We start from the raw sequence: 22,566 nt of genomic DNA, 5'->3' as shown, positions 1-22,566 counted from the left end.
AAGAGCCACTAAAAGGATCATGCGGTGGCCGCTCTACATATGTCAACGACACGGTCGGTGATGACGATGTCGGCCATCGAGTTACACCACTCTATGGGGGCACTACTCGGTGATAAAGAAGGCGACGCTTGCCTTAATCTGCACACTGGAGGCCTCCGTCCGCGTTCCGACGTGAATCTTCGCCGATGGCGATTCTGCCCGTAAGCAGAGAACGTCCGCGAACCGTCAGTGCAACTGAGAGAATTGCCGGATGACTAGCGTACAACACATTTCCATGCGGGTTCCGTGGCGTGACCAGCCGTGGGACGATCGGGTGTGCACGCGCCCGAAGGACAATAGTTCGTGTCTGTTTCTCAAAAACATTGGGGAGAACCGAGACGACAGGTGGGAAATGGAGGTCGCGGGCCGATCGTTCCCTGAGCTCGCTGACCTGAGCAAGCTGCCCTGCCTCAGCGAACGAGGCACATTCATGTCAGCTCACGGGTACTCGTTGGAAAAGGTACATCCATACTCATTCAACAGAGCACTCAAGGGCCATCTTCGACCGACGACACTCTCCGTACCCGGCTACGCCTTTGAGGCGGTACCGTTCCGCTGGCTGAGCCGCGAAATCGTAGACGACGAGCTCTGGCACTACTGCGACGATTACTATCCCGACCGCGAGGACACGGCGCATCGCATCCTCGGGTTCGCGCCCGGGTGGCTCATGGACGGAAGCAATCAGAGAGCGATGATCAATCGCTTCTTTTCTGACGTGCGTCCCCACCAGAGTTTGGTGTTCGCCTACCTCAAGCACTCGCCGTTTCAGGAAGAGTCGACTCGTCGCCTACTAGTCGGCGCCATGGCCGTCACGTCATTGACTCCCCCGGGAATGTGGAACCAATCGGGAGACCAACCATTCGACTCGTCCATGTGGGAGACCATCGTCGGCCACAGTCTACGACCCGACCAACACGAAGGTGTCCTGCTCCCCTACCAGCAGCTGATCCCGTTCCTAGAAGACGGCGCCGACATCGAAGCTGCGCTCGCGTGGGCCCCAGAAGGCGCCGACATCGAGTTCTCCTACGTCACCGAACACGTATCTGATGACAACGCGATCGCAGCACTCTCTTCGCTGCAGTCCGCCGCGAATGGCATGTCCGCCCTCGGCATAGAGGTCAACTCATCAGCCATGAAGTGGCTCGACGCGCAGATCGAGCGCCTCTGGCAGCAACGAGGTCCGACACCGGGACTGGGGGCCGCGCTTACCTATCTCGGTGTCCAATCCGCACACAAGGTGGCCAGTCGGCTCATGGCCGAGTCCGCGTTCCATTCTGATCCGTGGGCGGTGGTCGAACGCGCGCTGGACCGAACCGACTCGCTTGGTGACGAGCTATCAAGCTCGCTTCCCCCGTCGATCGGTCACGCCTGGCGCGGCATGGGACAGACAGGCCAGGACGCACTTCGGATCCTGTCCGCAATGAACCTGGACAGTGACCAAATCAGTTCGGTCATGGACGGGACCACCACGGTTCCGGTCACCCAAGAAGAGCTCGTCGACAACCCCTACTACGCGGCGACGTGCTCGTACAGGGGGCGCTTCCTCATTTCGCTCGCGACGGTGGATCAAGCGTGCTTCCCGGCTCCTCACGTCACCTGGGCGAACGTGATCCGCACTACCACGGCAATGCGGGATCCAGGCGATGAACGACGCGTCGAAGCCTTTATGGTCGACGTGCTCGAGCGCCTTGCGGAGAACGGTGACACCCTCGCTTCTACAAACGATGTATTGACTGCCGCCGCGGAGATCCCGGCGACGCAACCGTGCCCGATTCGTCGTTCCTTGGTGGAGGCCTACCGTCTGAATCCCGGAAGCCTGGACGAGTACCGGAGATGGACCCCGCTGACCCGAGCAGAACTCCAGGACGACGCGCCCGGGTACAAACTGGCGCACCTCGCCGACGTCGGCGCCGACATCACTGATGCCCTGACACAGCGTCGACATGCCCGCCGCTTCGATGTGAAATTCGACCCTCGCACCGAAATCGATGCGGCTTTCGGGGACGCCGATCCGGGCGACGAGGTAGAGGAATTGGCACGGAGCGAGAAGGCCGCTGGGCTCGCAGAACTGAGTGCGTCTCGCCTCTCGGTTCTCCTCGGCCCCGCCGGCACTGGCAAGACATCTCTGCTGGAGACTCTGGTCGCGCGCCCAGAGATCAGAGAAGACGGCATTCTCCTACTGGCGCCGACCGGCAAGGCACGGGTTCAACTCCAGTCCAAGGTGAACGCCGAAGCCCATACCTTGGCAAGCTTCTTGGTCAGGAAGGGCGGCTATGACCCTGATACCGGACGCTATCTCTCGGTCGAGAAGTCAAGACGTTCTCGGGCCGGTCTGGTCATCATCGACGAAGCCTCGATGCTGACCGAGGAGATGCTTGCCGCCACCCTGAGCGCGCTCGAAGGTGTCAAGCGACTCATCCTCGTCGGAGATCACCGGCAACTACCTCCGATCGGGCCTGGACGGCCTTTCGTCGACATCGTCGAGTGGCTCAAACCTGATTCGTTCGACACAGGGCCACGCGTCGGGAACGGGTACGTCGAGCTCACCGTCTTCCGGCGACAGAAGACCGACCTTACTGGTGAACGTGACGACCTCAGTCTCGCCCGTTGGTTCGGCGGCGAGGACCTGCCCGGTGCAGCGGACTCGATCTGGCAGAAGCTCCGACTCGACACTCAGTCCGAGACACTCGCCTACCGCCGGTGGAACACCGATGGAATCGCCTCGACGCTCATCGAAGCCGTCGAGGAAGAAATCGGGATCGACGCCGCCGAGGACGTCGAGAAGGCATTCAAACTGAGCTACGGAGCGCAGCTTTCTGACGACGGGAGATGGGCCAACTGGCGCGTTGGGCCGGGCGGAGCCGGCGAACGCTGTGAAGACTGGCAAATCCTCACCCCGACTCGCTCCCGGCTGTTCGGCACCGTCGAACTAAACCGGATGATCAAGCAGCGCTACAGGGCCAACGACCTTCGCAGAGCGCAGAAGTTCTATGGCCACCGACCCCCCAAGCCCCTGGGGCCGGAACAGATCGTTGTCGGGGACAAGGTCATGCAGACGCGGAACGATGGCCGCGCCAAGGCATACCCACCTGGGTCTGGAATCGATTACGTCGCAAACGGTGAGATCGGCGTCGTCGTGGGCAGAGAGGGGACCAAACCGCTCTTCGCCAATGTGGAATTCTCATCGCAGGTCGGCGCGACATACGGTTACCGTCCGTCTCGGTCTGAAGATCCGCCGTTGGAGCTTGCCTGGGCCATTACTGTCCACAAATCGCAGGGATCCGAGTTCGGTGTCACTTTCCTGGTGCTCCCGTCTCGAGTGACCGTGAGCAGGGAATTGCTCTACACGGCGCTCACGCGGCAATCGCGGAAGATCGTCATCCTCCATGAGGGCGACGTTTCAGACCTCTTCGACCTGGCGTCTCCTGCGTTGTCAGAAACCGCTCGGCGGATGACCGACCTTTTCAGAAAGCCCGCCCCGCGAACGATCGCGGTCGGTCACGCCTTGCACAAGTTCGATGGAAATCTGATCCACGTCGCCCCCGGCGAGGTCTTGGTCCGCAGCAAGAACGAGGTCATCGTCGCGTCGATACTCCAGAGTCTCGTTCCGGACAACTGGTACTACGAACGGCCACTAACGATCGACGGCGTCACCAAGTACCCCGATTTCACGATTGAAACGAGCACGGGCGAAGAGGTCATCTGGGAACACCTGGGCATGATGGCGAATCCGCAATACGCAGCCGATTGGGAGGCGAAGAAGACCTGGTACGTCGACAATGGATTCAGGCCATTTGACGATCCGAATCATCCTGGGACCCGTGGGGTACTCATCTGGACAGACGACACCCATGGAGTCGACCAGCCTGCCTGGGAGGCAAGTGCTCGGGCCGTGCTGGGCGTGGCAAGTAGTCGCAGACCGGCCAAGAAGGTGCCGGGGAGAAAACGCTAGCTCTTCTGGCACTCCGGCGGCTTCAGCAGCCAAACCAACAGCGACACCCGCCCGCCGGGCACGGATTTCTGACATTACCCGGATTGCGACGCGAACCCATGTCGAACTCGACACGTTCCGACCTGCAGCGCTGAATGATAACCAGAGCGGGCCATAGGACGATCGTGGATCGCTGGACGAGCAGTCGGGCAGAAGTCCGACACCGAGAGAAGGCAATGGCCTGTGACCAGTAGAAGCGAACCTCACGACATCCTCGTCAAAGTTCTCGAGTGGAGCTTGTGTAAACGAGATGACGTGCCCGAGCAATTCGGTTCCGTCGAGTTGAGGGCCATCCTCGAGCAAGAGGCCCGCAAGCTGGAAGAACGCATCATGCCGGTAGCGCAGGATGAACTCGACACGCTCGTCCGTACTTTCATCGGTGGAAACTTCGGACGAGATCCGGACGCCGACGACATGGCCGAACTACTCCGGCTCGCCTATGTCAGTACAGTCCAGCCGATCCTTCAAGAGGACTACGGAGCCGATACGCGATCCCTCTGGTCCGACCTTTACGACCGTGGCGCGCTCCGCCGGCATGTGTGCCCTGACGGCGAAGACTGTCCGAACTGCACCCAGCGTCGGCGCGAGCAGTACGGTGTTGCCCCAGTCTCACTCATCAGGGCTGTAGACGACTTGATCGCTGATCCACTACACCAACTCGCGGGGACCGACCCGGACAAGATCCACACCAGAATGCTCTACCTCCTGGCCACTCGTCCCGGCGCCGAGCCGATATGGAGCCTTGCCCGCCTTTACGGTCCTTTCGACGGCCCTGACGCGTCGTACTGGGACAAGGAACGCCACGGCCTTCACCTCGTGCTCCACGATTCGATGGGCGGCCACAAGGCCTTGATCCAGTGCGGTTTCAGGAAGCTCCCAAACACCGACGAGCTCTCAGAACTCCAGACAACCGCGCTCACGAAGCTCCAGCCTTCCTTTTTCAGCCCGGACATCGCGAGGTGGAATCTGCTCACGCTCGGTCCGCCAGCGAGTTCCCTGGTCCCACCCGGCCCGCCCGAGACGCAATGGACCGTCATCACGGTGGACGACGTCCGGGACGTACTGAAGCAGCTACCCGATGCCCGAGACCCGGCAGTTCGCGCGTACCAGCGCTATCTCGACCGACTCAGCGCGGTGTGGGAAGCCGTTCATCGTGCGAGCCAGAATGGCGCACTGGGCATCGACGGCAAGTACAGGCGCTTCTTGCGAGATGGGAATGCTCTGGCAACGGTCGAGCTGGCCGATCGGCTGTGCAACGGTTCCGTTTGACTGGTTGATTCGACGTGCCCGGCGCATCCGCACCGGCAGCGAATCACAAACCCCGTTCCCCCTGAAAGGAGCGAGCATGGCGATCGCGAACACCGTGACGCTCACCGACCTGTTCGACGGTCGTGTGTTCAGGGTTCCGGAGTATCAACGTCCGTTCGCGTGGGAGAGGCAGCAACTGCTGGATCTCTGGAACGACTTGGATCTACTGGGGCCCGACTCCGCTGACGGACACTTCGCCGGCACGATCATCCTGCGTGAGAATGCCGCGGACGGGTCTTCGACTGCACTGCCGACGGTTGACATCGTGGACGGCCAACAACGGCTGACCGCGTGCCTCATCCTTCTGAGTGCGATCAGACGCGCCTGTCTCACCCTTCGACAGAACCCTCAAGCGCGTGTCCTGGCTGACCACATCTACTCGAGCTTCTTGAGAACAGGACCCGAGACGTGGCGACCAGTTCGACTCACGCTGGCCCGCGGGGCGGACACGTACTGGAAGGAGGCTGTTGTCGAAGACTCAGGCCTCCCCCACACGCAGCAGTCCGGAGCCGAACAAAGAATCGACTCGGCGATGCAGTACTTCGCCGGCAATATCGAGCGCCTACTCGATTCGGTCGGCAAGGAACGCGGCTTCGCTGTGCTCGACGACCTCTACAAGAGGGTGACCACTGGTCTGAGGTTCATCCACTTCGAGGTAAGTACGTCGAGCGATGTCGGGGTGATCTTCGAGACCGTGAACGATCGCGGCCTCGCGCTCACCGAACTCGAGAAAGTCAAGAACTACTTGATGTTCTTAAACCAGAAGCTGGACGCAGAACCAGCGCACGACCTCACTGAGCTCATCGAGAAGTGCTGGTCGGACATCCATCGGAACGTCGGTGCCGAAAGGCGGGCAGGTGACAACCTCCTCCGCGCCTACTGGCTCGCCACCCGAGGTTCGGCGAGGTCGGCCCCTACGGGTGCTCAGGCGGTCAAAGAGGAGTTCGATCGAGCAAGGTATCTCCCCGATTCGTACAGACTCGGCGCGCCACCGGACGGCCAAGCGACGAAAAGACAAGACCCTCTCTACACCGAGATCAAGGAGCTTGTCACCGGTCTGCGTGACTGCTCGGTGTACCTTCACGAGTTCAACTCAGGCGACGCTGAGTACACCGCGTTCGGTGACTCGGTGCGCGATGACGCGAACAGACTCTCCATCCTGCTACGCCGTGCGAGCGGGACGGCAAAATTCCTTCCACTGATCTTCGTTCAGCGAATGCGCGCCAAGACCGCCGGAGAAGCCTATTGCGAGTTGCTGGCGGCCTGCCTCACCCACCGGGTCCGGGTGTCCGTACTCTGCGGCTACCGCTCAGGCACGGGGGCCTACGGTCTGGCCAGCAGCGCGAAGACCGCATGGGATCTGGGGTCAGGTTTCGACCTCTCCCGAGATGTCTTAGCGAACTGCGCGTATTACGCGTCCGACGATCAGGTGTGGGATCGGGCGACGAACCCCTCGAACTGGTACTCGCGCCAGTCATTGAAGTTCTTCCTGTACGAGTACGAGAAGCATCTCACCGGCGGAGAAGGGAGTCTGGCGCCGTTCGAGGAGTTCGTGGCCAAAGACTCGATCGAACACATCGCCCCGCAGAAGCTGGGATACGGCTGGAAGACCACGTTCGGAGACGATCGCGATCTCCGTTATCGACACACCCTGGGAAATCTGGTCCTCACCTACGACAATTCCGCGTACTCCAACAAGCCGTTTCGAAGGAAGCAGTTCGACAAGCCCGGGTACAAGGATTCGAGACTCTTCCAGGAAAAGGAGCTCGCCTCCAGTTACAGGGAATGGACGCCGACGACGGTCATGCACCGCCAGACCACAATCGTGGAGTGGGCACTCAGGCGCTGGCCCCTGACGGTGTCCTCGGGTGGTGACTCTGGAGAGTCCGCCATGTCCGACGCCGAACTCGAATTACTGGGCGGGGATCCCGACGACTAGAGAAGCAGCCTCGCCTTCTCAAGGTGATCCGCGCATCCCCTGGTACGGCGATGCCGCCCGAAAGTCCGCAGGGTAGCCAGGTAGAGCTCTTCATCGGACATGTCGGGATCGCGGTCGTCGAGGAACCTCATCGCATTGGCAATCTCGACCGGGCTGATCTCCGTGAACTCCCGCTCGACCGTGCTGTCATTGGGTCGGAATTCATCCCAGCTTTCGGGGTCGAGATCACTCGGCCACACGAAGCCGTCGCGGTCGATCTTAAGCTCGAGCTGACGAATCTGATGAACCAGACTCCGCCGCCGCCCTCTTGTCAATCTCTGGGCGCCGAATGAGTAGGCCGTGAGACGCGCGAGCCTGTCGACGTGGATCGGGCCCTCGAACTCGGCGATCTCGGTGGCCACGGCCCGTACCTGTTCCTTGGTGTCGTTTCTACGGAGGTTGTCCACCACGTCGGGCGCCCCCACGATGACGACGTTCCACGGGTCATAGGAATGGCGCTCCCCGCCGATCAGCGGAGTGCTCGCAGCATCCGCGCGGACGTACACGCCGGCGTCCGGGGTGACATGTGCGTCCTCTTCGACCTCTGCCGCAGGCGGGGGAGTGTCGTCGACTACGACCTCATCCTCGATCCGTGCCGGCGGAGTGGCGGGGTTCTCCTTCTCCGCCAGCGCCGCAAATGCCGCATCACGCAGGATCGTCGCCTCTGCGACCCCTTCGACATCCGAGAACCGCTCCAGGAGCCGCACCGCGAAGTCGTGCGTCCGCCACGCATCGAGGACGGTGAACTCGTCCTGATGCGCCCACTTGTTGCGCACGATCCGGAGCTCGTTGCCCAATGTGCTCACCTGGCGCGAGTGGTCATCGAACGGGAAGCCGAGGTTTCCGAGCCGCTCGGTGATCATTCTTAGCTGAGACTGTAGGTCCGTAGAGGCATAGTTCTTGGCCGTCTTACCCCGCATCCGGTCCAGTTCAACCAGGACCGACGTCCAGGGGAGACCGTCGAGCTCCAACCGGAGTCTGGCTCCGATGATCGGGTCCAGCCGAGTGGCTAGATGGAGAAGCCCCTGGTCAACCGAGTGACGAGCATCTAACGCCACAACATCTCCCTTCTGCATTGCTGCACTCTCCGCCCCCCTACCGGAACCTCACACCGGAAACGGCACAGACGTTTCCAGCGTGAGAAACCAGTAGTCGTACCCGCAATCGTCTACGTGTCAGACCCGTGACAGATACTCTCAAGTGCCGCTTATGTTAGCCCTGGAACGGAGATAACCGACTGTGACCGCACCGCCCGCAACTCAGGCAGACTCTACTGGTCACGTCCCCTTCGCCCCCGGTGTCACCGTCCTGGTCCGCGACGAGGAGTGGCTTGTCACCTCCGTCGAGCGCGCGGCTGGCGACCCGGACGGCTCGCAGACCCCGTATCTGTTGCGAGTCCGCGGCCTGAGCCCGTACGTCCGGGACACCACAGCGACGTTCTACACGGACCTGGACGTGGTCACGCCGCTCGATCCCAGTCAGGCGACGGTCAAGGCGGACGCCTCCCCCAACTACCGCCGGGCGCGCCTATGGCTGGAGTCCACGCTGCGCCGCACGCCGGTCCCGCTGTACGACGAGTCCCTGGTCGTGGCGCCGCACATGCTCGCTGACCACCTCGACTACCAGCTCAGCGCCGTCCGCAAAGCCCTGTCCACCAAGAACCTGCGCCCTCGCCTTCTCATCGCGGACGCGGTGGGACTGGGCAAGACTCTCGAGATCGGCATGATCCTCGGCGAGCTCATCCGGCGCGGGCGCGGGGACCGCATCCTCGTCGTCACCCCTCGCCACGTCCTGGAGCAGATGCAGCAGGAGCTCTGGTGCCGGTTCGCGATCCCGTTGGTCCGCCTGGACTCGGTGGGCATCCAGAAGGTGCGTCGCACACTGCCGGCCACACGCAACCCGTTCACGTTCTTCCCACGGGTCATCGTTTCCATCGACACGCTCAAGTCACCCAAGTACAAGGCGTACCTGGAGAAGGTCCGCTGGGACGCGGTGGTGATCGACGAGGTCCACAACGCCACCAACGCCTCCACACAAAACAACGAGCTCGCCCGCATCCTGGCGCCCACCACGGAGGCCCTTCTCCTCGCCTCGGCGACACCCCACAACGGGCGTAGCGAGAGCTTCGCGGAGATCCTCGCACTGCTCGATCCAACCGTGGTGCACCCTGACGGCAGCATCAATCGCACGGACCTGCAGCAGCTCATCATCCGCCGGCACCGCCACAGCCCGGAGGTCGCGGCGGAGGTGGGCCGCAAGTGGGCTGAGCGCGCCGAGCCGAATAACGTCCTCGTGTCGGCCTCCAAGGAGGAGACGGCACTGGCCCGCGAGATCCGCGACACGTGGACCGGCCCCGGCGTGCAGCCACCGTCGGGAGACAACCGTCTCTTCCCGTGGACGCTGGCCAAGGCGTACCTCTCGTCCCCCGCGGCTCTCGCGGAGTCGGTGGCCAACCGGCGTGCGAAGTCCGAGGACCCCACGGAACAGCAGGCCCTCGACCGCCTCGCGGAACTCACGCACGCGGTATCCCCCAAGACCAGCGCCAAGTACCAGCGGCTCCTCTCCCATCTCAAGGCCATCGGCATCTCGAGCCGGAGTGGCGAGCGCGTGGTGATCTTCTCCGAACGGGTGGCCACCCTGCACTGGCTCAGGGACAACCTCGCCAAGGACCTCGGCCTGAAGGCCGGCGCGGTGGAGATCATGCACGGCGGTCTGTCGGATCAGGAGCAGATGGACGTGGTGGACGCGTTCAAGCGGTCCTCGAGTCCGCTGCGCGTCCTGGTCACGGGCGACGTGGCCTCGGAGGGTGTCAACCTCCATGCGCAGTGTCACCAGCTGGTGCACTACGACATCCCGTGGTCGCTCATCCGCATCCAGCAGCGCAACGGCCGTGTGGACCGCTACGGGCAGCAGACTCCGCCGGTCATCACCACCCTGCTCCTGGACCCGCCGGACGACGCCACGCCAGGTGACCTCCACGTACTCACCCGCCTCATGGAACGCGAGCACGCGGCACACTCGCAGCTCGGCGACGTCGCCTCGCTCATGGGCGAGCACTCGGTCAAGAGCGAGGAGGACGCGATCCGCGAGGTCCTGGCCCGCCGAAAGGCCTTCGACGAGACCGTCCGTACCCCGGAGGAGGTCCTGGCGACCGCGCGGGAGAAGACCGACGACGGCGAGCTGGACATCGGCGAGATCGATGCCTGGCTCGAGGAGATCGGGAAGGGGGACGACGACGAGGACGCCGTTCCCGGCAGCGGGACCACCGACGGGTCCGGCCGTCAGAGCGTCTACGACTCGGAGGCCGACTACCTCGAGGACGCCCTCACCGAGGCGTTCCACGGCGAGCCGCAGTTCCCGTCCGCCCGCGGTGGCGTGGCGTGGCGCAGGAACGCCAACGACACGGCGCAGCTCGAGCCACCTCGCGATCTCATCCGCCGTCTGGACCTGCTCCCGGAGGACTACGTCCGCCAGCGCCGGGTCCGCGAGGAGCTGGTCCTGGCCACCGCCCGGGCACGGGCGGACCAGTCTCTCCGCGAGGCCCGCGAGGGCACGTCGGACACGACGTGGCCAATCGCCCACTTCCTGGGACCGCTGCACCCAGTGTCGGACTGGGCAGCGGACCGGGCGCTGTCGTCCATGGCGCGCCTCGAGGTTCCGGCGGTCCGTGGCGACCTCGAAGTTCCCACTGTCCTCGTCATGGGCACGCTCATGAACCGCCGCGGCCAGGTGGTCTCCCGCGCCTTCCACGTGGTGGAGTTCCGCTCCCCCACGCTCCACACCGGCGATACCATCGCAGACCCCCACGCCTGGCTGCGCGAGATCGGCCTGGACAGGACTGCCACCAATCCAGGCCCGGTCGCCGACGAGACTTCGCTCACGGCGCTGATCCCCAAGGCCGTGGAGGTGACGGGGGCGAGCCTCGACGGGGTCTTCGCCTCGGCCACCGCGGAAGCGGAACGCCGCGTGGCCGCTTGGCGGGAGAAGTCCGCGCGCTGGGAGTCCGAGGCGGACCGCCAGATCAGCAGTGCCCGACTGCGACACCTCTCCCGCCGTGTGCGCGAGGAGGCGGAGCTTGCCGAACAACTCCGACCGGAGCAGCGGCTGGTACGGCCGCTCCTCGTCGTCGTCCCCACCGATCACCCCGTGGCTCCGGCCACCGTCCCGTCCCAGGAGATCAGCTGACATGGCCGCCGACAGTGCGATCGTCAACGTCGAGGAATGGATCAGCGAGCACTACCTCACCACGGACGAGATCAAGCAGTCCTACCTCGCACAGGTCCGCAAGCTGGTCGCGGAGTGGAAGCAGGACGCCGGCGAGGGGGCCGTGTCGCCGCTATCGCGGTTCACGGCCGAGCGACAGGCGCTGCTCACCTCGCTCTCGCAGCTCTCACCGGACGAGGACGGCGTCACCGCACCCGCAACGGAGGAGCAGCGCGCCCACGTGCGGCGCGCGCTGGGCTACGGCACTCCGACCACGCACTCGTGGACGCGCGGCGAGTCCTCATGGACCGCGCGAGCGTGGGCGGGCGACGGGGTGGTGCAGCTCGAAGCCGCCCCGGTGGACACGGTCGAGGACCTGCGCGGCGCGTCACCGCTCGGGGACGTGACGCTCGACGGCAAGCCGAGCACGGACGCCGTCGGCAAGCTCGTCGGCGAACTGTTCCTCTCGGACGTGCCGCCGGCCTTCGTCGTGGTGCTCGCCGGCCGGTGGTTCCTGCTGGCCGAGCGCGAGTCATGGCCGCTCGGTCGCGCGCTGGCGATCGACCTACTGCTCACGCTCGAACGCCAGGACACCAAGGCGGGCGGTGAAGTCCAGCGCGTGGTGGCTGCGACGTGCCGCGAATCGTCGGAGCGGCGTCCGGACGGCACGGTGTGGTGGACGGAGGTCATCGAGGACTCGCGCCAACACTCGGTCAAGGTCTCCGAGTCGCTGCGCGGCGCGGTGCGGGAATCCATCGAGATCCTGGCCAACGACGTCCTCGACCGGCGCCGTGAGCGGGGCCTGGGGCTTGAGGGGGTCGACGGTCAGGACCTCGCCCGCCAGTCGCTGCGCTACCTCTACCGGATCCTCTTCCTGCTCTTCGCCGAGGCGTCGCCGGAGCTTAACATCCTCCCAGTGGGGGCCACGGAGTACGACGACGGCTACGGCCTCACCCGCCTGCGAGATCAGATCCTCTCCCCGCCGGCCACGCCGCGCGAGGAGCAGGGCACCTACCTGTACGAATCACTAAACCTGCTCTTCCGCCTGGTCGATGGCGGCCACCACCCGGACGACGAGCCCGGGGCGGCGCCGGGGCTGGAGTTCAACGAACTCACCGCCGACCTGTTCTCCCCGCGCGCGACGGCGCTCATCGACGAGGTGGGGCTGTCCAACCTCGCGCTGCAGCGCGTGCTGGGCCATCTCCTGCTCACCCCGGAGCAGGCGGGCCGCGACCGCGGCTTCATCTCCTACGCCACCCTCGGGGTAACGGAGCTCGGCCAGGTGTACGAGGGCCTGATGTCCTACACGGGCTTCATCGCGCAGGAAGACCTGTGGGAGGTGGCCCGCGGCGGCGACGCGAGCAAGGGCTCGTGGGTGATCAACCGCGAGGATTCTCTCGAAGTCTCGGCGGCGGATCAGGTGACTCGTCGCGATCCGGAGACCGGCGAGGACGTGTGGGTCACGCACCCGCGCGGGTCGTTCGTCTTCCGCCAGTCCTCGCGGGACCGGGAGCGCTCGGCGTCGTTCTACACGCCACAAGTCCTCAGCGAGTTCGTCGTGGGGCAGGCGATCGAGGAGCTCGACGCCACGGGGCGGATCGATCACGCGGAGGACATCCTCACGATTTCGATCTGCGAGCCGGCGATGGGCTCGGGGGCGTTCGCCGTGGAGGCGGTCCGTCAGCTGGCCGAGCTGTACCTGGAGCGTCGCCAGCGGGAGCTGGGCAAGGAGATCGAGCCCGAGGAGCGCACCACAGAGTTGCAGAAGGTCAAGGCGTATCTAGCGCTCCACCGCGTATACGGAGTGGACCTCAACGCCACGGCCGTAGAGCTGGCCGAGATCGCGCTGTGGCTGGACACTATGACGCCGGGTCTCCAGGCCCCGTGGTTCGGTCTGCACCTGCGGCGCGGTAATTCACTCATCGGCGCCCGCCGGGCCACGTACTCGCTCACTCAGGTGGAGAAGAAGCAGTGGCTCACCGCCGAGCCGCAGGACGCCCCGATGACGGGGCTGGCAGTCGCAGTGGACGAGGAGACCGGATTCGACCCCTCCGTACGCGGGCGCATCCACCACTTCCTTGTTCCGGCCGCCGGCTGGGGTGCGGCCGCCGATGCCAAGGACCTGACGCCGTACGTGGGAGAGGCGCAGAAAGAACTTAAAGCCTGGCACAGGACCATCACCTCCAAGCCCACCAAGACCCAGGTGGCGCGCCTGGCAGACCTGGCCGAGCGAATTGAGCGGCTGTGGCAGTTCGCCCTGGTGCGCATGCGGATCGCCGAGGACCAGATCCGGCGCCGAATCGATGTGTGGGGCGCTGACCTCGACGTGCCCTCGAACCCGGTCACCCGTACCGAGATCGAGGCGGCTTTCGCCGACGCCAACGGCGCCTTCCAACGCCTGCGACGTGCGATGGACGCATGGTGCGCTCTGTGGTTCTGGCCGCTTACGAAGGACCAGACCCGCATCGACGGGGAGGTGGTTGTGCCTCCGACGCTCGATCAGTGGATCGAGGGGCTCGAGGCACTCCTCGGCCACGCCTATGCGGACACCCAGAAGGGCAGTCGCAAGTACGGCCACGGCGAGGCCCAGTTTAGACTCGGTGGTGACCTCACGTGGGCGCAGATCGGCGAAGCTGAGGACATAGACCGCATCCTCGCGCAGGAAGTGCCCATCGCTGCGGTGCTCGACCGACACCCCTGGCTCGCGGTGGCCGACCGGGTCGCAGCCGACCGCGGGTTCTTCCACTGGGAGCTGGACTTCTCCCCCGTGTTCGCCCTCGGCGGCTTTGACCTTCAAGTGGGAAATCCTCCGTGGGTGAGACCGCGCACCGATGAGGACGCCCTGTGGGGCGAGTCGGATCCGTGGTGGATTCTTGCGCACAAGCCCACACAGGCTGCCAAGAAAGCGCGCCGGGATTTCACGCTGGCCCGGCCTGGTGCGCTCGACACTTTCGCCGATGGCATCGCCGAAACGGTCGTCACCTCGAAGTTCCTCAATGACACCGCGCAGTATCCGCTCCTCGCGGGTCAGCAACCCGACCTGTACCGCGCGTTCATGCAGCGTGCCTGGCGGTCGGCTAGTGACGACGGCATCGTCACGCTCCTTCATCCGGAGTCCCACTTCACCGAGAAGAAGGCGGCGCCGCTCAGGCGTGAGACATATCTCCGTCTACGGCGGCATTGGCAGTTCGTGAACGAATTAAAGCTATTCGACATCGATAATCACGTGACGTACGGTGTCCACACTTACGCCGCCCATCGAGACAACCCGTCCTTCGCCTCGGCAACCAACCTGTATCACCCCGCGACGGTCACCGATTCACTGGTCCACGACGGCACCGGGCCGCTACCCGGTCTCAAGAACGACGAAGGGTCGTGGGATCTCCGTCCCCATGCGGACCGCATCACCCTCGTCGAAGCTTCAACCCTTGAGTTGTGGAAATCTATTCTGGAGGACGAGGACACACCGGTCCTGAGTTCGAGGATGGTGTACTCCGTCACCCGCGAGGCCGAGGGCGTGCTCCGTAAGCTCGCCGCCGCCCCGCGCATCAGGGAGCTCGGTTTGCAGTATTCGCGAGGATGGGACGAGTCAATCGACAAGAAGAAGGGCTACTTTGACACCGAGTGGGCGGTCCCCGATTCGTGGAACGACGTTATCCTTCAAGGCCCCCACTTCGGCGTGGCGAGTCCATTCGCCAAGCAGCCAAATCCCACGCTCAAGAACAACAAGGACTGGTCCGAGATCGACCTTGAGGCCATGCCACCGGACTTCATTCCCGCGACCGCGTACCAGCCGAACCGCGACGGCATTGACTACGACGGTGGCTATCGCAAACTCGAACAGTCGACCTCTCCGCCTGTCTCAGCGCGCGCCGTGTTCAGAATCGGGTGGCGGCGAATGGCAGCCATGACAGGTTTTCGCACACTTTATCCTTCGGTTATCCCCCCAGGTGCCGCGCATGTCCACATGGTCGAATCAGCGGCATCAGGCGATCAATCGAACCGCACTCCGCTCGTGCTTGCAGGGGCCGCGATGAGTTCAGTTCTCTGTGACTTCCTCCTGCGTTCCAGCGGCGGCGGCGACATCCATGGCTCCACCGTAGAGGGTCTGGCTTCGCCCAGCATTGGCCGCTCCTCGAAACACCTTGTTGGGCGCTATGCCCGGCTAACCTGCCTCACCTCCGCTTATACCCCCCTCTGGGAAGAGGTGACCGGCACAAAGTGGACCCCCGACGTTCCGCTCCGCAAGGCCGAGGAGCGCCGCCAAGCACAGGTGGAGATCGACGCCCTCGTCGCGCTCTCCCTCGGCGTCACAGCTGACGAGCTGTGCATGATCTACCGCACCCAGTTCCCGGTGATGCGCAAATACGACTCGCAAGACCTCTTCGACGCCAACGGTCGCAAGGTGGCTGACGACGTGGCCAAACTCGAGCGCAAACTCAAGCCGGGCCAGGAGCTCAGCGAGGAGGAACGGACGTGGACACACCCGCAGTCGGGAGCCACGTACGTGTTCGAGTACCCGTTCCGGATCCTCGACCGGGAGGCGGACATGCGTGAGGCCTACGCCCAGTTCGAGCGCGAACTGGCGGAAAGCACGCTGTGAGCGCGCTACTTCCCCTGCAAGCGGCCCGGGAACTACAGGGTGGGATCTCCGAGTACCTCTCCACGACGTTCGCGCTCGCCGACGCGCGGGCACAGAAGTCCCTGACCGACTTCGTGGGCGACCGTTCCTCGGGCATGTTCCAGGGACCGTTCGTGCGCACCCGCATGCCCTTCGCGCCCGCCGCCAAGGACGAGTCATCAGCTCTAGACTGGACCCCGTCCTCGTTCCCCTTCGTGCCCTACGTTCACCAGGCCCAGGCCTTCGCCCGACTGTCCAGCCGACCCGACGAGGGCTCGACTGTCGCCTGGCGCCGCCCGGAACCGACGTTGGTCGTCACCGGCACCGGCTCGGGCAAGACCGAGGCATTCCTCTACCCGGTGCTCGACCACGCCAAGCGGGCCCGCTCCCAGGGCGTGCGCGGGGTCAAGGCGCTGCTGCTCTACCCCATGAACGCCCTGGCGACGGACCAGGCCGAGCGCCTGACGAGACTCCTCCTCGCCGAGCCGGGACTGGCCGGCGTGACGGCCGGCATCTACACCGGCGAGCATCAGGGCTCCGGACGTACCACCGTGAGCGAGGCCGGGCTCATCACCGACCGCGCCACGATCCGCGAGGATCCACCGGACCTTCTGCTCACCAACTACAAGATGCTCGACCAGCTGCTCCTACGGCCCGAGGACGCCGACATCTGGCGGATCTCCGCCGAGGGACTGCAGTACGTGGTCCTGGACGAGTTCCACACCTACGACGGAGCGCAGGGCACGGACGTGGCCCTGCTCCTGCGACGGCTCGGCCTCGTCGTCGGTACCCACCTCGCCCCCACCGACGGCGGCAGGGTTCTCCTCACCGACGCGGACCGTGACCGTCCACTCGGTCGGATCACCCCCGTGGCCACGTCGGCCACGCTCGGCGACGACGGCGATACCGGCCCCGTCCGCGAGTTCGCCCGCACAGTCTTCGGCGAGGAGTTCCCCGCCGAGGCCGTCCTCACCGAATCCCGCCTCACCGTGGACCAGTGGATGCTCGCGCCCGATGCCGAGCGCGTGCCCGTCGAAGACGTGGCCTCCCCCGCGCGGATGGCCGAACTCGACCGCGCGATCGCCGAGCGCCTCGACGACGGCGAGGATCCGGCCGAGGCCATCTTCGCCGCCGTGTGCACCGATGTGTGGGGCGAGCACGGGCACCCCGACACCGGGATTGCAATGGAGCGAGCGCGCGAGCACGAGCTGCTCGCCCGAATCCTTGAGCACTCGGCCCACGCCGTGAGCCTGGGCGACCTCGCCGTCGCCGTACTCCCCCACGTCCGGCGCCCCTCCGACGCCGAGCGGTACCTCACCCACGTCCTCGGCGCGCTGAGCCATATGCGGGCCGTGATCACCGCCGCCGACTCCGTCGCCGGACGACGGCTGCCCAGCTTCGAGGCGCACCTGTGGGTGCGCGAACTCACCCGACTCGACCGCGCCGTGGCCACCTCTGTTCGCTTCCGCTGGCACGACGACGGCCCCGACGCCCTACCCGACGACGCCGGCGAAGCCGGCAGCCTCTCCGCCGAGGACCACCTCCCCGCGATCTTCTGCCGCCACTGCGGACGCGCCGGCTGGATGACCGCCTACGAGCCCGGTACCGAGACCCCCCAGTTCGCCGCCGCGGCGATCCGCAAGTCCTCAATCGCCGACCGCACCACCGTCCGCGCACTAATCGCCGCCGACCAGGAGGTCGACGCCGCACTCGCCGAAGGCATGCCCCTGTCCGAGGTACGCGGCTCCCGCGACTCCACCACGTCCCTCATGTGGTTGAACCCCGCCCAGACGCGCCTGCTCGCCGCCGAATCCGTCGACCCCACCACCGACGCCGACCCGCGGATTGTGCCAGTCCTGTTGCACACCGGCGCCACCGCAAAGGAGCTCTCTGAGCGCGAGACGTGCCCGGCGTGCGGAACCCGCGACTCGATCCGGTACATCGGCTCCGCCGTGGCCACGCTGCTCTCCGTGGCGCTGTCCAACCTCTTCGGCACCACCGGCCTCGACGCTGCGGACAAGCGCACCCTAGTGTTCAGCGACTCCGTCCAGGACGCCTCCCACCGTGCCGGATTCGTCCAGGCCCGAGCCCATGCTTTCGCCCTGCGCACCGCCACCACCACGGCGCTCGCCGGGGGGTCCCTGTCGCTGACCGCGCTCGCCAGAGCGGTCCGCGACCAGGCGCAGACCCCCGTCCAGCGCTACCACCTGCTGCATCCGTCGCTCGCCGACCGGACGCTGTTCACGCCGTTCTGGGACACCGGGGCCACCTCCTCCGCCAAGGGCACCGCCACCAAAGCCGTCGGCGACCGACTGCTGTTCGACCTCAGCCTGGAGTTCGGCCTGCGCTCCACCCTCGGCCGCACGCTCGCCCTCACCGGCAGTGCCGTGGCCACCGTCGACGCCCCGACCGCCGACCTGGTGGACGCCGCCCGCGGCGCGTGGGAGGCGACCACGGTGGAGTCGGCGCTGAGCGAGGCCGAGCCCGACGACCACGCGCTCGAGGTGTGGGCACGGGTGATGATCAGACGGATCCTCCAGCGCGGCGGGATCACCCACCGCTGGCTCACCGAGTACGCGCGGACCGACGGCAACACGTGGCACCTGTTCAAGCGGCAGGCCCGTGCCAAGGGCGTGCCCGGTTTCCCCATCGGCGCCTATCCTGCGTTCCCTCGCGTGGGCTCGACGCTTGCCAAGAGCAAGTACGTGCGCGGAATGGATCCCGTAGCCCAGCGTCAGTCCTGGTACGAACGATGGACTTCCCGGCATCTAGGCGTGACCCCCGATTCGGCGCAGCGACTCGCTGCAACCCTGATGGCCCGGCTCGCCGAGGCCGGTGTGCTTGAGTTGATCACCACTGAGTCCGGTGCGTCGGTCTACGGGCTCTCGCCCGACTCCGTGATCGTCACCGCCGAGCCCGAGCCCGGCGAGCTGCGCTGCGACGTCTGCCACAACACCTCGCCCGCGGTCGCATCGGTGCGCGACCTGCTCACCGGCGCGCCGTGCCTCACCGTGGACTGCCCCGGGCGGCTGGCGACCGTGTCCATCGACGCCGACAACTACTACCGCCGGCTCTACTACTCCGCCGACAGCCGAGCCGTGGTCGCACGGGAGCACACCAGCCTGCTCGAGACCAAGGACCGGGCACGGATCGAGGCGCAGTTCAAGACCGCGGCCGACGAGCCCGGCGCACCCAACGTGCTCGTCGCCACGCCGACGCTGGAAATGGGCATCGACATCGGCGACCTCTCCTCCGTGATGCTCTCCTCGCTGCCCGACTCCGTGGCTAGCTACGTCCAGCGCGTCGGACGCGCCGGGCGTCTCACGGGTAATTCGCTCGTCGTGGCACTCGTGCGCGGCCGCGGAAAGACCCTGCCTGTCGTGCACGATCCGTTGTCCCTGATCAACGGCTCGGTCCAGCCGCCGGCGGCGTTCCTCTCCGCGGCCGAGATCCTCCGCCGGCAGTTCCTCGCCCACGCGATCGACGCACTCGTCCTGGAGGGCATCCACCCCGACGGCACCCGCGCACGGGACGTCCTCAAGAAGCACGCAGACTGCTTCGTGCCGCGGCTACGTATCGAGCTGCCCGGCCGCGTGCCGGCGCTGCTCGAGCAGTTCCTCGGCAGCCTCGGTGAGTACGTGTCCGAGGCCGCCGCCTCTGACCTGCGTGAGTGGGCCACCGGGGAAACCTCGGAGGGTGACCCTGCGCCGCGCTCTCTCGACTCCACGCTCGCGCTGGCTCTCGACCGGTGGAACGACGAGACCGCCGAGCTCACCCGCCGCCTCGACCGGCTCGACACGGTCCTCGTGGACCTCCGCGAACGGGCGCAGAGCCCCGGGGCGAGCGATCAGGACCACGAGGACCTGCGCGCCGCCGAGGCCTCCCACAAGGCCACGATCCGCCAGCGGCAGCAGCACATGCGCGAGTACTGGATCTCCGCCCTCGAGCGGCTCGGCCTCCTGCCGGGATACCAGCTCCTCGACGACACGGTGGACCTGCACACCTCGGTCTCCTCGCAGGACCCCGAGACCTCCGAGTGGAGCGTCGAGTCCACCACCTTCACCCGGTCCGTGGCCTCGGCTCTCACCGAACTCGCACCCGGCAACTCCTTCTATGCCGACCGGATGCGCATCGAGATCTCCAGCGTCGACATGGGCGCCGACCGCGACGAGGTCGAACGGTGGCGCGTCTGCCCGGCATGCAGCCATGCCGAGACCGTGGTGACCGACACCGTGGGCGCGTGCCCCTCCTGTGGAGCGGCCGGATTCGCCGACTCCGCACAGGTCCTCGACGTGGTGCCGCTCCGCCGCGTGGCCGCGCAGGTGAGCCGGGACTCCGCGACGGTGGACGAGCGGCACGACGAGCGGCTGAGTCGGCGCTACACCGTGGCGCGCACACTGACGTTCCGGACCGAGGACGGCGCCGGTGCCTGGTTCGTCGACGGCACCAGCCTGGGCGCCCATTACCTACGCCGGGCGGACATCCGGTGGATCAACCTCGGCACGGGCCCGGGCGCCTCTCGGATGATCGGCGGCAACCAGCCCGCCGCCCCGCACTTCCGTCTGTGTGAGTACTGCGGCCACATCGACCCGGACGCCGGCCGCAACACCCGGAGAAATCACCGCCCATGGTGTGCGCACGCGGACTCTCCCCACGAGCACAACGTCCACGTCGCACTCGGAAGGACGCTCCACACCGAAGGCGTGCTGCTCTACCTCCCCAGCACGGTCTCCACCTACGACACGATGATCCTGCCCAGCCTCGTGGCCGCGTTGAAGCTCGGATTCCGCCGGGCGCTCGGGGGCGACCCCAGCCACCTCGAGGTCGGAACCGTGTCCGTCCCGCTGCCGGGCAAGCCGTCCACCACGACGGAGACGACGACCGCGGGGCCGAGTGGACCCGTTCCCGCCCTGCTGCTGCATGACAGCGTGCCCGGCGGAACCGGCTACCTGGCGGGGTTCACCTCACCGGAGGACGTCTGGAGCTTGCTCCACACCGCGTGGTCCGCAGTCCGGGACTGCCCCTGCGCCGCGGAGAACCGCCTCGCGTGCCCGGAGTGCCTCCTCCCCCATTCGAGCCCCGCCGACGTCGATCGGACCTCGCGGGCCACGGCGGAGACGGCACTCCTCGACCTCCTGTGCGGAGAAGGTCGCGACGACGAGGCCGTGCCGAGATTCGAGGACTGGAGCATCGTGGAATTCCCGACATTCGACCCGCAAGGTGACTCGGCCCTGGAGGTCCGCTTCCGTCACCGCCTGTCGGCCTTGTTGAAGGACGCCGGCGCCAAGGTGGACACCATCCCGGCCGGCAAGTACAGCGCCCTGCGGATCCGGGTGCCCGGCTCGCAGGTGACGTGGGACCTGCTCGCGCAGGTCGACCTCCCCGGCCTGGGGACCAGACCCGACTACCTGCTCCAGCCGGACGACCCGAACCTGCCAAAGTTCGCCATCTACGCCGACGGCGCCAAGTACCACGCCAGTCCCGAGTACAACCGGGTGGCGGACGACGCCGACAAGCGCGAAGCGGCTCGTGACATGGGATGGATCCCGTGGGCCGTAACCCACGCGGACCTCGACGAAGCGGAGATCGTCGCTGCTCCACCGGCGTGGCCTCAGCAGAACTACGTCAAGGCCTTCGCCACCTCGCTGGGCCTGGCTCCGACGCTCGTCAATGCGGCCTCCGGGGATCCGGTCACGCTGCTGACGAAGATCGTCGCCGACCCCGATCCGCGCCAGTGGCAGGACGTCGGGCACGCGTGCGCCGCGTACGGTCTGGCCTCCGGCGTCCGTGATGGCGACGCTCGAATCGTCAGCCGACCGTTCTCGCGTCTCGCGGTCTCGGGCAATCCGCGGCAGGCGGCCTCGATCTGGGCCGACCTCGTGATCGACTCCTCCGACGCCGCAGTGGGCTCCGCGTCCTACCGCGAGGACTGGCAGTGGTGGCTGCGCTGGTCCAATCTCCTCTCCCTTCGGCCGGGAGGCTCGCGGATCCACGCAGCGGACGGACTCGACACCAGCCTCGTGGATGTGGAAGCCGAACTCGCTGCCATGGTCGACGAGGCCGCAGCGGAGCCGACTGCGTCGGCCACCGCGCCTGAGACTCCGGCGGACCCCGGATTCTCGGGGGCGTGGCGGGAGATCGCCGAGGAGATCGACCCCGAGGACCCCGACTCCACCGCAGAGCTCGACGTCCTCCGCGTGCTGGCCGAGATGGGCGCACCCCTCCCGGACTACGGCGAAGAGGTTCGCGGCGTGATCGCCAATTATTCGTGGCCGGAGGCGAAGGTCGCGCTGTTCGTGTCACAGTCACCCGATACGGTGCGCCCGATAGCCGACGCCGGTTGGACGGTGATCGACTGGACGGCCGAGCCCGAGTCGGGCCGGCTGCGCGAAGCGCTCGGTACGCCTGGCGGAGAGGAGAGCTGAG

Annotated in this window: 7 protein-coding genes; 6 read left to right on the top strand and 1 reads right to left on the bottom strand. The window is 66.0% G+C overall.

Annotated features, from left to right (window positions below; genetic code table 11):
- Positions 1-391: 391 nt before the first annotated feature.
- The 3 genes from AYO52_RS02725 to AYO52_RS02715 all read left to right on the top strand — a co-directional run bounded on the left by AYO52_RS02725 (position 392) and on the right by AYO52_RS02715 (position 7,277).
- A complete protein-coding gene (locus tag AYO52_RS02725; RefSeq protein ID WP_172812099.1) occupies positions 392-3,991 on the top strand; it encodes an ATP-dependent RecD-like DNA helicase in 3,600 nt (1,199 codons plus the stop codon).
- Between the two features lie 294 nt (positions 3,992-4,285).
- Positions 4,286-5,299 carry a hypothetical protein gene (locus AYO52_RS18490; RefSeq protein WP_067712851.1) on the top strand — a complete coding sequence of 338 codons (1,014 nt, stop codon included), beginning with the start codon at positions 4,286-4,288 and terminating at the stop codon, positions 5,297-5,299.
- A gap of 76 nt (positions 5,300-5,375) precedes the next feature.
- A complete protein-coding gene (locus AYO52_RS02715) occupies positions 5,376-7,277 on the top strand; it encodes a DUF262 domain-containing protein (protein ID WP_067712848.1) in 1,902 nt (633 codons plus the stop codon).
- Here AYO52_RS02715 and AYO52_RS02710 read toward each other — a convergent pair.
- Positions 7,274-8,392: a DUF3320 domain-containing protein gene (locus tag AYO52_RS02710; RefSeq protein ID WP_067712845.1), complete on the bottom strand. Its 1,119-nt coding sequence runs from the start codon at positions 8,390-8,392 to the stop codon at positions 7,274-7,276. The genes AYO52_RS02715 and AYO52_RS02710 overlap by 4 nt on opposite strands.
- A 163-nt stretch (positions 8,393-8,555) precedes the next feature.
- On the opposite strand from AYO52_RS02710, the gene AYO52_RS19170 reads away from it, so the two are divergent.
- The 3 genes from AYO52_RS19170 to AYO52_RS02695 are packed head-to-tail and all read left to right on the top strand — an operon-like array spanning position 8,556 to position 22,565.
- Entirely contained in the window at positions 8,556-11,501 is a 2,946-nt protein-coding gene (locus AYO52_RS19170) for a DEAD/DEAH box helicase (protein ID WP_067712842.1), read from the top strand.
- A 1-nt stretch (position 11,502) separates the two neighbouring features.
- Complete coding sequence (locus AYO52_RS02700; RefSeq protein WP_067712839.1) at positions 11,503-16,122, top strand: DNA methyltransferase; 4,620 nt, start codon at positions 11,503-11,505, stop codon at positions 16,120-16,122.
- The gene (locus AYO52_RS02695; RefSeq protein ID WP_067712836.1) at positions 16,119-22,565 is read left to right on the top strand and encodes a DEAD/DEAH box helicase; all 6,447 of its coding nucleotides are present in this window, start codon (positions 16,119-16,121) and stop codon (positions 22,563-22,565) included. The genes AYO52_RS02700 and AYO52_RS02695 overlap by 4 nt, the downstream gene beginning before the upstream one ends.
- Position 22,566: the final 1 nt, after the last annotated feature.

Origin of the sequence: Dietzia sp. 111N12-1, assembly GCF_001658045.1 — a bacterium.
In the GTDB taxonomy this organism is placed as follows: domain Bacteria; phylum Actinomycetota; class Actinomycetes; order Mycobacteriales; family Mycobacteriaceae; genus Dietzia; species Dietzia kunjamensis.
The sequence above is the reverse complement of the archived record's forward strand: the minus strand, read 5'-3'. Positions and strand labels throughout refer to the sequence as shown.

What these genes read in the sequence shown, in the direction of transcription:
- AYO52_RS02725 (WP_172812099.1), top strand. Translation starts at nt 392, where the DNA reads ATGGAGGTCGCGGGCCGATCGTTCCCTGAGCTCGCTGACCTGAGCAAG.
- AYO52_RS02715 (WP_067712848.1), top strand. Translation starts at nt 5,376, where the DNA reads ATGGCGATCGCGAACACCGTGACGCTCACCGACCTGTTCGACGGTCGT.
- AYO52_RS02710 (WP_067712845.1), bottom strand. Translation starts at nt 8,392, where the DNA reads ATGCAGAAGGGAGATGTTGTGGCGTTAGATGCTCGTCACTCGGTTGAC.
- AYO52_RS02700 (WP_067712839.1), top strand. Translation starts at nt 11,503, where the DNA reads ATGGCCGCCGACAGTGCGATCGTCAACGTCGAGGAATGGATCAGCGAG.